13 protein-coding genes and 2 pseudogenes are annotated in these 12,072 nt (G+C 68.8%); 6 read left to right on the forward strand and 9 right to left on the reverse strand.

The annotated features are described in order from the left end of the window. Positions 1 to 2 precede the first annotated feature (2 nt). Positions 3 to 314: an L-rhamnose mutarotase gene (locus ALI22I_RS09780; RefSeq protein ID WP_077005148.1), complete on the forward strand. Its 312-nt coding sequence runs from the start codon at positions 3 to 5 to the stop codon at positions 312 to 314. Then, complete coding sequence (locus tag ALI22I_RS09785; RefSeq protein WP_077005149.1) at positions 311 to 1,279, forward strand: aldo/keto reductase; 969 nt, start codon at positions 311 to 313, stop codon at positions 1,277 to 1,279. Before ALI22I_RS09780 ends, ALI22I_RS09785 begins: the two co-directional genes overlap by 4 nt. 441 nt (positions 1,280 to 1,720) lie before the next feature. Here ALI22I_RS09785 and ALI22I_RS09790 read toward each other — a convergent pair whose 3' ends face one another. Together ALI22I_RS09790 and ALI22I_RS09795 are read right to left on the reverse strand one after the other, a co-directional pair. Next, positions 1,721 to 1,891, reverse strand: coding sequence for a hypothetical protein (locus tag ALI22I_RS09790; protein ID WP_443216914.1), 171 nt, complete (start codon positions 1,889 to 1,891; stop codon positions 1,721 to 1,723). A 17-nt stretch (positions 1,892 to 1,908) separates the two neighbouring features. After that, positions 1,909 to 2,133 carry a hypothetical protein gene (locus ALI22I_RS09795; protein ID WP_143532100.1) on the reverse strand — a complete coding sequence of 75 codons (225 nt, stop codon included), beginning with the start codon at positions 2,131 to 2,133 and terminating at the stop codon, positions 1,909 to 1,911. Positions 2,134 to 2,620: 487 nt separating this feature from the next. Here ALI22I_RS09795 and ALI22I_RS09800 point away from each other — a divergent pair, with 487 nt between their 5' ends. After that, positions 2,621 to 5,806 carry a right-handed parallel beta-helix repeat-containing protein gene (locus ALI22I_RS09800; RefSeq protein ID WP_179118172.1) on the forward strand — a complete coding sequence of 1,062 codons (3,186 nt, stop codon included), beginning with the start codon at positions 2,621 to 2,623 and terminating at the stop codon, positions 5,804 to 5,806. Between the two features lie 11 nt (positions 5,807 to 5,817). Here ALI22I_RS09800 and ALI22I_RS09805 read toward each other — a convergent pair whose 3' ends face one another. Beyond that, positions 5,818 to 6,600: an MBL fold metallo-hydrolase gene (locus tag ALI22I_RS09805; protein WP_077005152.1), complete on the reverse strand. Its 783-nt coding sequence runs from the start codon at positions 6,598 to 6,600 to the stop codon at positions 5,818 to 5,820. A gap of 91 nt (positions 6,601 to 6,691) precedes the next feature. Between ALI22I_RS09805 and ALI22I_RS09810 the strand changes: the two genes are divergently transcribed. Next, complete coding sequence (locus ALI22I_RS09810) at positions 6,692 to 7,291, forward strand: CGNR zinc finger domain-containing protein (protein ID WP_238598248.1); 600 nt, start codon at positions 6,692 to 6,694, stop codon at positions 7,289 to 7,291. A gap of 22 nt (positions 7,292 to 7,313) precedes the next feature. Here the strand turns inward: ALI22I_RS09810 and ALI22I_RS09815 are convergent, their stop codons facing one another. The 3 genes and pseudogenes from ALI22I_RS09815 to ALI22I_RS53395 form a co-directional block, all read right to left on the reverse strand. Then, entirely contained in the window at positions 7,314 to 7,718 is a 405-nt protein-coding gene (locus ALI22I_RS09815; RefSeq protein WP_077005154.1) for a hypothetical protein, read from the reverse strand. A gap of 107 nt (positions 7,719 to 7,825) precedes the next feature. After that, positions 7,826 to 8,092, reverse strand: a complete 267-nt coding sequence (locus tag ALI22I_RS09820) for a helix-turn-helix domain-containing protein (RefSeq protein ID WP_443216915.1) — start codon at positions 8,090 to 8,092, stop codon at positions 7,826 to 7,828. 69 nt (positions 8,093 to 8,161) lie between these two features. Then, positions 8,162 to 8,374, reverse strand: a pseudogene (locus ALI22I_RS53395) (integrase core domain-containing protein); the annotation flags it as partial. Between the two features lie 933 nt (positions 8,375 to 9,307). On the opposite strand from ALI22I_RS53395, the pseudogene ALI22I_RS09830 reads away from it, so the two are divergent. Then, positions 9,308 to 9,433: pseudogene (locus tag ALI22I_RS09830) on the forward strand (transposase); the annotation flags it as partial. 221 nt (positions 9,434 to 9,654) lie between these two features. On the opposite strand, the gene ALI22I_RS53400 reads toward ALI22I_RS09830, so the two are convergent. Together ALI22I_RS53400 and ALI22I_RS53405 are read right to left on the reverse strand one after the other, a co-directional pair. Beyond that, positions 9,655 to 9,954 (reverse strand): hypothetical protein, encoded by a 300-nt coding sequence (locus tag ALI22I_RS53400; protein ID WP_238598249.1) that lies wholly within the window; start codon positions 9,952 to 9,954, stop codon positions 9,655 to 9,657. Between the two features lie 4 nt (positions 9,955 to 9,958). Further along, on the reverse strand, positions 9,959 to 10,393 hold the full coding sequence (locus ALI22I_RS53405) for a hypothetical protein (RefSeq protein ID WP_238598250.1): 435 nt from the start codon (positions 10,391 to 10,393) through the stop codon (positions 9,959 to 9,961). Positions 10,394 to 10,488: 95 nt separating this feature from the next. Here ALI22I_RS53405 and ALI22I_RS09840 point away from each other — a divergent pair, with 95 nt between their 5' ends. Then, positions 10,489 to 11,088 (forward strand): condensation domain-containing protein, encoded by a 600-nt coding sequence (locus ALI22I_RS09840; RefSeq protein WP_077005155.1) that lies wholly within the window; start codon positions 10,489 to 10,491, stop codon positions 11,086 to 11,088. Positions 11,089 to 11,210: 122 nt separating this feature from the next. On the opposite strand, the gene ALI22I_RS09845 is transcribed toward ALI22I_RS09840, so the two are convergent. Further along, positions 11,211 to 12,020, reverse strand: coding sequence for a class I SAM-dependent methyltransferase (locus ALI22I_RS09845; RefSeq protein WP_077005156.1), 810 nt, complete (start codon positions 12,018 to 12,020; stop codon positions 11,211 to 11,213). Positions 12,021 to 12,072: the final 52 nt, after the last annotated feature.

Raw genomic sequence — 12,072 nt, forward strand, 5'->3', positions numbered from 1 at the left:
CCATGGAGCGGATCGCGCTGCACACCCGGCTCAAGCCGGGCCGGGAACAGGACTACGAGCGCGCACACGCGGTGATCCCGGTGGAACTCGACGCCGCGCTGCGGGAGGCGGGCGTGCGGTCTTGGCGGATCTGGCGGGACGGCCTCGACCTGTTCCACGTGGTGGAGGTGGACGACTACCGCCGGATGCGGCGGATGCTGGCCGACCACCCGGCCAACGTGCCGTGGCAGGCCCGGATGGCCGAGCTGCTGGACGTGCCGGACGACTACTCGGGTGACGACAGCGGCCTGCACAAGGTGTGGGAGCTGCCGTGAGGACCGCGCGCCTCGGGTCGTCGGGCGTGCCGGTGACCGCGCTGGGCTTCGGCGGGGCCGGCATCGGCAACCTGTACCGGGCGGTCGACGACGTGACCGCCGCAGCCGCCGTGGACGCCGCGTGGGAGGCCGGTGTCCGCTACTTCGACACCGCGCCGCACTACGGACTGGGGCTGTCCGAACGACGGCTGGGCCGTGCGCTCGCCGAACGGCCCCGCGGCGACTACGTGGTGTCGACCAAGGTGGGCAGAGCGCTGGTGCCCAACCCCGGCGGGGCGGCGCACACCGACGACCAGGGTTTCGACGTGCCCGCGGACTCGTTGCGGCGCTGGGACTTCAGCGCGGACGGCGTCCTGCGGTCGTTGGAGTCGAGCCTGGACCGCCTGGGCGTCGACCGGGTCGACATCGTGTTGCTGCACGACCCGGACGACCACTGGGAGCAGGCGGTCGGCTCGGCCTACCCGGCGCTGCACGACCTGCGGGACCAGGGGGTCGTCGGCGCCATCGGCGTGGGGATGAACCAGTGCCGGATGCCCGCGCGGTTCGTCGCCGAGACCGACATCGACGTGGTCATGCTCGCCGGGCGGTACACGCTGCTCGACTCCTCCGCTGACGCGGAACTGCTGCCGCGGTGCCTGGCCAGGGGAGTGGCGGTCGTGGCGGCGGGGGTGTTCAACTCCGGCGTGCTGGCCACCGACGCACCCGGCACGACTTACGACTACGCGCCGATCGCCCCGGAGCTGCACGCCAGGGCGGTGCGGATCGCCGAGGTCTGCGCCGCGCACGACGTGCTCCTACCGCAAGCGGCGATGGCGTACGTCGCGCGGCACCCCGCGGTGACGAGCGTCGTGGTCGGCGCACACGACGCCGGGCAGATCCGGCGCAACGCCGCGCTGTTCGACACCCCGGTGCCGGACGAGCTGTGGGTGGCGCTGCACGCGGAAGGGCTGATCGACCTGCCGTGAAGGCGTGTCCGCGGCAACGCCAGGGCGCATCTTCGGCTCCGCGACGCACACCACGGCCGAGCGTTATCGCCGGGATTGCTACGAGTGGGTTCGTCCAGGGGTAAGTCGTCCGATCTATCGCCAGGGAGCGATATGAGGAGGCTCAGGTCCCACCGCCCCGCCGAGGCATCGCCAACGCCGACCACTCCACACGCCGCCACAACCGGCCATCGGTCAAGCAGGGGTCATCCGGCTCGACATTCACCGACGACAGCGGTTGGGCAGCCTCCTCAACGAGTACCACCACACCGCCTGGCCTGGCTGGATGACGTTATCGGCAGCACGACGACATCGCGGGTGTCCGGCGGGTCCAGTTTCAGAAACCGCTGGACGAGGTGGCTCGTGAGGTTCACCGGCGGTGCTCCATCGTCTTGCGTCCCGGGACGACGACATGCGGAACGGCTAGCTCTGGTCGGTGGGGTGGTGTGCGCGTAGCGAGCCGGCGTGGGCTTTCGCCGACGGGTCGTGCTTGGTCTTGATCAGGCTGGCGACGGTCACGATCACCAGCACGACGAGGATCACGCCCAGGCTGACCGGGGTGGGGATCTCCGGCACGCTCTGGTCGATGTCCACGTGCGCCCAGTGCAGGATCAGCTTGACGCCGAGAACGCGCCGAACACGAGTGCGCCCGCCACCACTGTGCCCGCCGCGTCCGCTGTCGTCCGCACCAGACCGAACAGCACACCGGTCAGCCGTCCCGGATCGCTGTCGCCCAGCGCGGTGTGCACGTCACCGGCCCAGAGCACGACAACCACCGCGCACAGCACCGCGGTTCCCAGCGCGATCACGGCGGCCTTGCCAACTCTCGCGTGCACCTGTCGGACGACGGCCCGCGCCTGTTCCCGTGAAGGGAAGTCTTACCCGTCGGTGTGGTGATCCAGGAGCATTCAGGCTCGGCGGTGCCGATGCCAAAGTTGACTCTGAGTAGCGGATCGGTTGTCTTGCTCCCGACGATTCCAGGGTTGGGTGTTCGATCGAAATATTAGCGCAAACATCGGATGAACCGGGTCGTGGTCGCTGTTGCGTGCGGGTAGCGGTCGGCTCTTCCAGGGCTTTCCTGTCGCGTGATCGAACCAGGGGGCAAAGTCAGCCGATGAATGAGTTGCGCAGAGCGGCGCGATGCTCTCTAATGTGAACGATCTCACATGGGGGCTTCCACTTCGACCACTGCCCGATATGACTCCCTGTAGTCGAACTATTCCCTGCCGTGTCGTGCGCGCGTACCGGCGCACGCCTTCGCTTTGAGGAGCACTGATGCGCACGCGTTCAAGGCCGAACGTAAGGCGGGGGATGGTGGCCGCCGTGGGGCTTGCCGTGGGGCTTGCCGTGCCCTTGCCGGCGGCCGCAGCTCCGGCGACGGAGCTGTACGCCGCCCCGGCCGGGTCCGGAAAGGCATGTGCGCAGGCGGCTCCGTGCAGTCTGGCCGGCGTCCGCGACAAGGTGCGCGGCCTGGTCGGCTCGATGACCACCGACATCAACGTGCGCCTGCGCGGCGGCACCTACCGGCTGGCGGAGCCGTTCACCCTCGGCCCGGCGGACTCGGGTGCCAACGGCCACCAGGTCGTGTACTCGGCCTACGGGACCGAACGGCCCGTGTTCAGCGGCGCACGCCAGGTGAGCGGTTTCAGCCTTTACGACGGCTCTCGCAACATCTACCGGGCCGCCGTACCGCCCGGCACGACCAGCCGCCAGCTGTTCGTCAACGGACAGCGGGCCCAGCGCGCCCGTGGGCCGCTCAACCCGGGCGGGTTCACCCTCAAGGACTCCAGTTTCCTCACCGGGGAAACGTCGTACCGATCCTTCACCAACGCCTCCGCGGTCGAGGTGGTCTACAACCGCGACTGGAAGCACATGCGGTGCCCGCTGGCGGGCATCACCGAAGCCGCCGGCGGTGGTTCCAGCCTCGACGTGGCACCGGGCTGTTTCGCCAACAACAACACCTCGGTGCCGAACCTGGGCTTTCCGTTCAACGGCGCCGGGCTTCCGAAGTTCGAGGGCGTCAGCTGGGTGGAGAACGCCTACCAGCTGCTCACCGAGCCCGGTGAGTTCTACCTCGACACCACCACGAACCACCTGTACTACATGCCGCGACCCGGCGAGGACCTCGCCACCGCTCAGGTGGACCTGCCGGTCCTGGACAAGGTCGTCGACCTCAGTGGAACGCCGGGGCACCTGGCGCCCGTCAACGACACGGACCCGCGCGCGACGTACTCGCCATCGTGGCGAACCTCCGGCGGGCGTCCACACGGCGACTTCGACAACGACGTGCACTACACCATGGTCAACGGTGACTCGATGACGTTCACCTTCACCGGCACGGGCCTGGACGTGCTCACCGAGGTCAACACCGATGCCGGCGCCATCGACGTGTACGTCGACGGCACCAAGATCAAAACCGTGTCGGCGAACGGACCGGTCCGGCTGGCGCAGCAGCCTGTGGTGTCGGTGACCGATCTGTCTCCTGGCCGGCACACCGTCAAGCTGGTCAAGGCCGGCGGCGACTACCTGGTGGTGGACGGGTTCGTGGTGATCCCCGACCGGATCGCCCCGGTGCACGACATCACCTTCCGCGGGGTCACTTTCGCGCACACCACCTGGAACCTGCCCTCCACCGTCGGCTACCTCGACAACCAGGCCGGCGTGCTGTGGGACGCCGCCACGCGCCGCCCGATCCGCATCCCGGCGGCGGTGCAGGTGCATCGTGGGCGCGGCATCGTCTTCACCGACGTCGAGATCGCCCACACCGGAGGCACGGGCATCGACCTGGCCGACGGCACCCGTGAGTCGACGATCACCAGGAGCTGGATTCACGACACGTCCGGTGGCGGTGTGTCCCTCGGTGAGGTCGACGACTACTACGTCACCGACCCGGCCCGCATGACCAGCGGCGACACCATCTCGCAGAACGTCATCGAGTACGTCGGTCAGGACTACCAGGACGCGGTGGGCATCTGGACCGGCTACACGCGGGGCGCCACGCTCGCGAACAACGAGATCGCGCACACCCCGTACTCCGGTATCTCGATGGGCTGGGGCTGGGGCTGGGCCGCGAGCTGCGAGCTGCAGGCGAAGCAGAGCAACTTCCCGGTCGGCTCCTGCCGGCGGGGTACCAACTACGCCGGTGACAACAAGATCGCGGAGAACTACGTCTACGACGTCATGGGCGTGCTGCACGACGGCGGGCACATCTACACCAACGGCGGTCAGGGTGGTCACGACGACACACTGACCTCGGAGTTCCGGGGCAACGTGCTGAGCGGCGGCACCCGCACCAACAACATGATCTACCAGGACGAGGGCAGTTCGAAGTGGAACACCCACCGCAACGTCATCCACTTCGCCAACGGCTCGTGGACCGGCATGTGGACGCCCACCATCCACGACATCAGCATGCACGACAACTTCCACGCACCGGCGGGTAGCTACAACAGGGGCACCAACGTCGTCCTGACCAACAACACGGAGGTCAGGAACGGCGACTGGCCGCCGGTGGCCCGGGAGATCATCAAGGCCGCCGGTCTGCCCAGCGAACTGCGCGCGAACCGGAGCCGCCTCGACGACTTCGACCTGTCCATCGAGTACCGCGGGTCGTGGATCGCCCCGGGGTTCCGAGGCCTCGGCGACTTCCACGAGACCGTGCACGCCGCGCACAACAACGGCGACTCGGCCACCATGACGTTCACGGGCGCCAGCGTCCGCGTGATCGGGGAGAAGAACTCCGACCAGGGCGACATCGAGGTGTTCGTCGACGACGTGTCCAAGGGTGTGATCAGCACGTCGGCGCCCAGCAGGCAGGTCCAGCAGACGCTGTACACCGCCGACGACCTCGACCCCGCCACCCCGCACACCGTCCGGGTGGTCAAGCGCAGCGGCCAGTACGCCACCCTCGACGGGTTCCTCGTCTGCGCCACGCTCTGCGAGGACGAGAAGTTCACCGCGACCGCGGTCACCCCGGCCACGGTGGCCGGCGGTGGCACTCAGGTGATCACCCTGTCCGGCACCTCGCTCTACCGGAGCGACACCGTCCGGGTCACCCCGCGCGGCGGCGCACCGATCTCCGCGACGGTCAAGAGCGTCTCGGCCGACCGCACGGTCCTGACGGCCGAGGTGAACCTCGCCTCCGCCCGGCCCGGCCCGGCGACCGTCGAGGTCAGGTCCCACTTCGCGAACGTGCAGCCCGTGGTGCTGGCCAAGGCGCTCACCATCACCCGGCCGGTCCTGCAGGCCGTCCAGGCGCCGGCCATCACCGGGCAGCCCGCCGTCGGACAGACCCTCAGTGCCTCCACCGGTGACTGGCAACCCGCCGCGACGTCACACGCCTACCAGTGGGCGGCCGACGGTGTCGCGATCAAGGGCGCTACCCGCCGGACGTACCAGCTGCCGGCCGCCGCACTGGGCAAGCGGATCACCGTCACGGTCGTCGCCATCGAGGCCGGTCGCGCCGACGGCGTGGCGGAGAGCAAGGCGGTCACCGCCGTACGTGGGTGACCGCGGTTCGCTCAGGTCCACTGCAGACGGTCGGAGAGTCCCGCGGCGGCGAAGGCGGCCTCGAGGTCGTCGCGGCCCTCGGTGAAGTGGGCCCAGCCTTCGTAGTGGACCGGAACCACCCGGCGAGCGCCGAGGATCTTCGTGGCCTCGGCGGCCTGGGCACTGTCCAGTACGAGCGGCTCGCCGTCGAAGAGACCGGCGAAGCGCGGCGCACCTGCGAAAAGCACGGCGGTGTCGATCGGGCCGAATCGCTCGGCGATCCGCTCGACGGCGGCGAGCGAGGCGTTGTCACCGCTGACGTAGACCGTCGGCAGGCCGTCACCGGTCAGGACGAAACCGACGACCTGGCCGGTGAACGGCTCGATGTCCTCGCGGTTGCCGGGGCCGTGGACGGCCGGCACGCCGGTCACGGTGACCGTGCCGCCGTCAGGACGGTTCAGCTGGACGGACTCCCAGTCGGCCAGCCCCTTGGTCCTGTCCCCGAGGCGCTGTTCGGCACCGGGAGTGGTGAGCGTGAGCGGGACGTCGGCGAGCAGGGCACGCCCGGCGTTGTCCAGGTTGTCGGCGTGCTCGTCGTGGGAAAGCAGCACCACGTCGACACGGCCCAGGTCGGCGGGTGCGACTCGGGAGGGTGCGGTCTTGGTCAGGACCGCGCCACCGCCGGCCGGGTAGTCGCCGGGTGCGTCGAAGGTCGGATCGGTCAGGAACCGCAGGCCGCCGTACTCGAAGAGGGCGGTCGGTCCGCCGAAGACGTGAACGGGGAACTGGTCGGTGGCCAGGGGGGCGGAAGTCACGAGAAAGGTTCCTCACGGTTTGGGTATGCGCTATCCGTGAGAGGCACGGTAGTGATTCTCACGGATCGAGGCAAGTCGTACCATGAGGTCTGTGGACGAGAGCGTCGCGACAGAAGCCGCCTGGCAGCCCGTGCCGGGCGAGGAGCAGTACCCGTCGCTCGCCCTGGCCAACAGCGCCATCGCGCTGCCGGGCAGGCGCGTTCTGGACCTCCTCGACACTCCTGTGCAGACGAACCGCTGGCTGACCGAACACGGCCTTGCGCCGGTCGACATCGGCATGCGGGAAATGTGCGCCACGCAGCTGCGTTCGCTGCGCGAACAGATCAGGGCCTTGTTCGACGCCCGCGTCGCCGGGCTGCCTGCTCTTCCCGCCGCCCTGTCCGCCGTGAACGACGCGCTGACCAGGGTTCCCACGGCACCGCTGCTGCACTGGGATGAGAAGAACGGCCCCTACCGGGCGACGCCCCACCCCACCACCGAGATCGTCGACCACGCCCTCGCGACCCTCGCCGCCAACGCGGCCGACCTGCTCACGGGGCCCGACGCGGAACGGCTCACCGCCTGTCAGTCCAGCCCGTGCAACCGCTATCTTCTCCGCCACGGCCGCCGCCAGTGGTGCTCCACCCGCTGCGGCGACCGCGCACGAGCCGCACGCGCCTACGCCCGCCGCACCCAGCCCCAGACGGACTGACGCCTGGCGGGGTTCGCCCTTCTCAACACCCGTACTCGTGGCGGCGGCGCAGCATCGCGGCCAGCATGGCGGGGAGCATCAGCACGTGCCCGGCGGCCATCAGCGCCATCCCCGGCAGCACGCCGGTCCAGTGGAACGGCAGCAGGACCAGGAACGGCAGGTACATCGCGACGGACATCTCGGCGATGCTCGCCCAGCCGTGGTGGCGGATCTTCATCCACAGCGCCATTGCCAGAGACATGTTGGTGGCCATCACCAGCACCTGCGCGGTCATGTTGCCGGACAGGCCCGGCCAGGCGAACGACCAGATCGGCCCCAGGGTGACCATCCCCACCACCATGGCGACGACCATCTCCAGGAAGTGCAGAGTGAAGCGCACTACCGGACGCGCCCGCCGTGGCGATTTGGTGGTCTGCTCTGCACTCATGAGCGCTCCTTCGAGGTGAGGTGTCGTTGCTGTGTGACAGATCCTCTGTCACACAGCAGAGCGCCGTCAGGTGCCGAAGGTCATGTCCGGGGTCATGACTCCCGCAGTCAGAACAGGCGGAGCTCCCTGGCCCGCAGCGCCGCCTGGGTGCGGTCGCGCACCTGGAGCTTGGACAGCACGCTCGTGACGAGGTTCTTGCCCGTGCCCTCGGCCAGGAACAGCTTCCCGGCGATCTCGCGGTTGCTGTGCCCTTCGGAAAGCAGCCGTACGACGTCGAGCTCGCGTTCCGACAAGGGAACGGCTGGCGGCGGGGTCTCCTCGTGCGGCCACCGGGCCACCCTGGCCACGAGCTTCGCCCCGACCGACGGCTGCAACGCAGACTCGCCACGCCGGGCCGCGACCTGTGGGGTTCCAGAAGTCGGCCATGCCATCTGACCTGCGCTTCAGGCTGCCGCAGGTTCGTACTCGTTGATCAGGCCGCCGAGGACTGGTCGGCGACGTATCGACGTGTAGCCCGGCTCTGCGATCGGGTGATCGGGTCGTGGTGGGGTGAGTTGCCGGGCTCGGTGTGGTCTGCGGTGGTTGTAGTGGGCCGCGTAGTGGTCCAGCACCGTCCGCAGGTGGTGTTCGTTGAGGATGAGCAGTAGGTCGGTGACTTCGCGTCGGACGGTCCCGACGAACCGCTCGGCGTAGGCGTTGGCTCGCGGACACTGCGGTGGGGGTCTTCACGACCTGGATGCCTTCGCCGGAGAAGGCCGCGTCGAACGAGGCGGTGAACTGGCCGGCCCGGTCGCGGATGAGGAACCGGAAGTCGTCCGCCCGGTCGCCCAGGTCCATGAGTAGGTTGCGGGCCTGTTGGGTGGTCCACGCTCCGTCGGGGTTGGTGGTGCTGCCGAGGATGTGGACGTAGCGTGTGGCCACCTCGAGGACGAAGAAGACATAGACTCGTTTGAGGGTGACGGCGCAGTCGACGTGGAAGAAATCGCAGGCCAACAGGCTCGCGGCTTGGGCGCTGAGGAACCCCGCCAGGACATGTCGGTGTCACGCTTGGGCGCGGGCGGTATTCGCAGGCGCTTGAGTACGCGACGCACGGTCGAGGCGGCTACCCGGTGGCCGAGTGTGAGTAGCTCGCCCTGGATCCGGGGGTAGCCCCAGCCGGCGTTCTCCCGGGCCATCCGCTCGATCAACGCCACCACGGCATCGTCGACCGGCGGTCGTCCGATCCGGTTCGGGTGGGTCCACTTCTTCGCGACCAGGCGCCGGTGCCATCGCAGGACGGTGGTCGGTGTCACCAGCCGGTGCTCGCGCAGCAGTCGGGGGAGTCGGCGCGTCAACGCGGCGAGCACAGCACGATCGGTCCATTCGAACCGTGGACGAGGATTGGTCCGGCGCAGCACGGCGACCTCGTGCCGCAGCACCAGCAACTCCACATCCTTGGCCGCGGAGGACCGCCCGAGGAGCACCATCCGGCTGCCGAGTCGAACGAAGATCAAGTACAGCAGTCGTAACGCCACACCACACGATCATGCCCTGGAGGCTCAGGGCGCACGATCGCCGCAGCTCAGCTCCCCAGTGCGCAGTTCTGGCACCCCACAGGCGTGCTGGTCGTGGACGAGACCGGTTTCCTGAAGAAGGGCGACAAGTCGGCGGGGGTGGGTCGGCAGTACTCGGGGACGGCGGGACGGATCGAGAACTCGCAGATCGGGGTGTTCCTGTGTCCTCGACCAGGCTCATACCACAAGCATGACAGCCCAAGATCGAAATCTACGGTTAATTTCTCTGCGAGTCCTAACTACGCGGCCTTGGGTCAAGGCCCATGGACAGGTTCTTGCGGGGCTGGGGTGCGTTCTTTCGGTATGGGCACTCCGCTGTCCGTTTCAACGAGATCAGTGACTACGCGTTGGAGAGGTCGGCGTTGATCATTCGCGCCAGCTTCCTACCCTACTCGCGGGATCCGGACACCGCTGAGGACGACCTGGATGCCTGCGTCGGCGAGGACGGTGTCGAACGGGGCGGAATACTTCCCGTCGCGGTCGCGGATCAGGAATCGTGCGACGCGGCCCGCGTCTTCGAGGTCCATGACGAGGTTCTTCGCGGCCTGGACTACCCAAGAGGCGGTCGGGTGCGCGGTGGCGCCCAGGACGCGGATCCGGCGGCTGGCGTGCTCGATGACCGCGAGTACGTACATGCGAGCGCCGGTCAGGGTGAAGGTCTCGAAGAAGTCGCAGGCCAGCAAAGCGTCAGCCTGCGAGTGGAGGAAGCCCGACCAGGTGGTGGAGGTGCTCGGCCGCGGGGTCGATTTCGGCGTCCTTGAGGATCTGCCACACCGTGGACGCGGCGACCTTGATCCCGAGTATGAGTAGTTCGCCGTGGATGCGGCGGTAGCCCCAGGTCGGGTTCTCCCGCGCCAGGCGTAACACCAGGAGCCGGATCGAGCGGACGGTTCGCGGGCTGCAGGGACGCTTGGGGCGGGATCTGGTCGCGTGGCGGCGCGTGGTGAGGTCCCGGTGCCGGCGCAGGACCGTCTCCGGGCATACCAGCAGCCGGAACCGACGAAGCGCCTTGACCGGCAGTCGGTGCAGGAGTGCTGCGAGAAATGCCCGGTCGCTGACGGGCAGCAGGCGCAGTAGGGCGAACGCGTTGGTCACGCCCAGGTAGGCCAGTCGGAGCAGCACGGCTGATCATCATGCCGTGCCGGCCGACGTCACCGCGGACCGCAACCGCACCCGCGAGCGCTTCAATCCGTTTGCTCTGCACGCCCTCAACCTGCGTGGACAGAGTTGTCGGCAGGCACAGGGACGACCCGGAGGACGTCGACCGGTGGTGCTGGTCGCACGCGGACTCCGCGTTCACCTTGGACGAGGCGCCGCTGTTCCGGATCCGGCTCGGTAGGCGTGGTCCCGGGCGCTGGGTGCTGCTGGTGGTGCTCAGCCACGTGATCTGCGACGACTGGTCGCTCGGCATCCTGTGGCGCGAGCTGGCGGAGCTCTACGCCGGCCGGTTCGGGAGCAAGCCCGAACTCGGGGCGCCGAGCGCCGACTACCTCGACTTCGCGCGCCGGGAGCACCAGCAGCTCAACGGTGAGCGCAGGGCGTCGCTCGAACAGTTCTGGCGGACCGAGTTGGGCGGCGTACCGCTGCGCCGGCGTTGCCCCTTGACCGGCCGAGGCCGAACGAGCTGTCCGGACGTGGTGGCGCGCAATGAGCTGTACTTCGTGCTGGTGCCGTCGGATGATCGGATCGACGTGGTCGTGGAGTATTCGACGGATCTCTTCGACGACGCCACTGTCGCGCACTGGGTGGACGAGTTCGTCGGGACGTTGGCGGAGTTGACGGGGAATCCGCGAACGCCCTTGCCGAACCCGCGCTGAGTGGCGGCCTCGTGAGGCGGCGGGCGCCGCCTCACGAGGCCGTCGTCTTGTGTGTGGACGAGAAATCGGGGAATTGTCACCGCCCGATCCGGCCCCCCGGGGCGTCGGCGAATTCCGTGGTTTCAGCGGCCCAGGTGGACGTCGGCGTCCCGGCGGATCGTGGTGCCGTAGGACAGCCGCCCGCCCGGCTCGGCGTGGCTCGTCCGGGTGCGGCCGGCCGTGGTGCGGCGCAGGACGGTCAGGCTGTTCTGCACCAGCTTGTGCGGTTCCAGCAGGTTCATGAACTCGAACTCGCCCGGCCTGGCCTGCTGGACCTTGGCGATGTAGTCGAGTATCGCCTCGCCTTCCGGGTAGGTCATCAGGTAGTGCATGACCACCAGGCCGCCGTCCGGGTTGACCAGGTCCCAGAACTCGTCGAAGAAGTACAGGCACTCCCAGGCGTCCACCCACGCGAGGTCGATCGGCAGCACCTCGGCGGGCAGCAGGTCGCGGCACTCGTGCAGGTCCGCGTTGACCACCGTGACGCGGTCGGCCAGGCCGAGGTCGGCCAGGGTGTCGCGCACGCGGCCGGCCGAGGAGTCGGGGATGGACAGGTTGTCCACGGCCACCAGGGTCGTGCGGTACGGCTCCCGGTAGAAGCCGGGGTTCAGCAGCGCCGGGTCGCGGTGCAGCCAATCCTGGTCCAGTTGGGCACCGTGGGCGCGGGTCTTCGCGGCGAGGGCGGCCGACTCCGCCTCCGCCCGCCGCTCCACGTCCGCGAGCGCGGCGGCCAGAAACGGCGTCGTGTAACCCATGCCGACCTCCAGCACCCGCTGCGGCCGGGTGAACCGCACGAGGTCGGCCAACAGGGGGGCGACCGCCTCGGTGCCCATCTCCGGCACGCGCAGTCCTTCCACGGCCGCGCGGAACTCCGGCGAGTCGATCACGGTCATTGTGCGGACACCCTCCGTTGAGGTCGCGGTCGCGGCCGGGTGGATCTGCGCG

The sequence above is a fragment of the Saccharothrix sp. ALI-22-I genome (genome assembly GCF_001984175.1).
In the GTDB taxonomy this organism is placed as follows: domain Bacteria; phylum Actinomycetota; class Actinomycetes; order Mycobacteriales; family Pseudonocardiaceae; genus Actinosynnema.

What these genes read in the sequence shown, in the direction of transcription:
- ALI22I_RS09780 (WP_077005148.1), top strand. Translation starts at nt 3, where the DNA reads ATGGAGCGGATCGCGCTGCACACCCGGCTCAAGCCGGGCCGGGAACAG.
- ALI22I_RS09815 (WP_077005154.1), bottom strand. Translation starts at nt 7,718, where the DNA reads ATGAGTGCAGAGCAGACCACCAAATCGCCACGGCGGGCGCGTCCGGTA.
- ALI22I_RS09845 (WP_077005156.1), bottom strand. Translation starts at nt 12,020, where the DNA reads ATGACCGTGATCGACTCGCCGGAGTTCCGCGCGGCCGTGGAAGGACTG.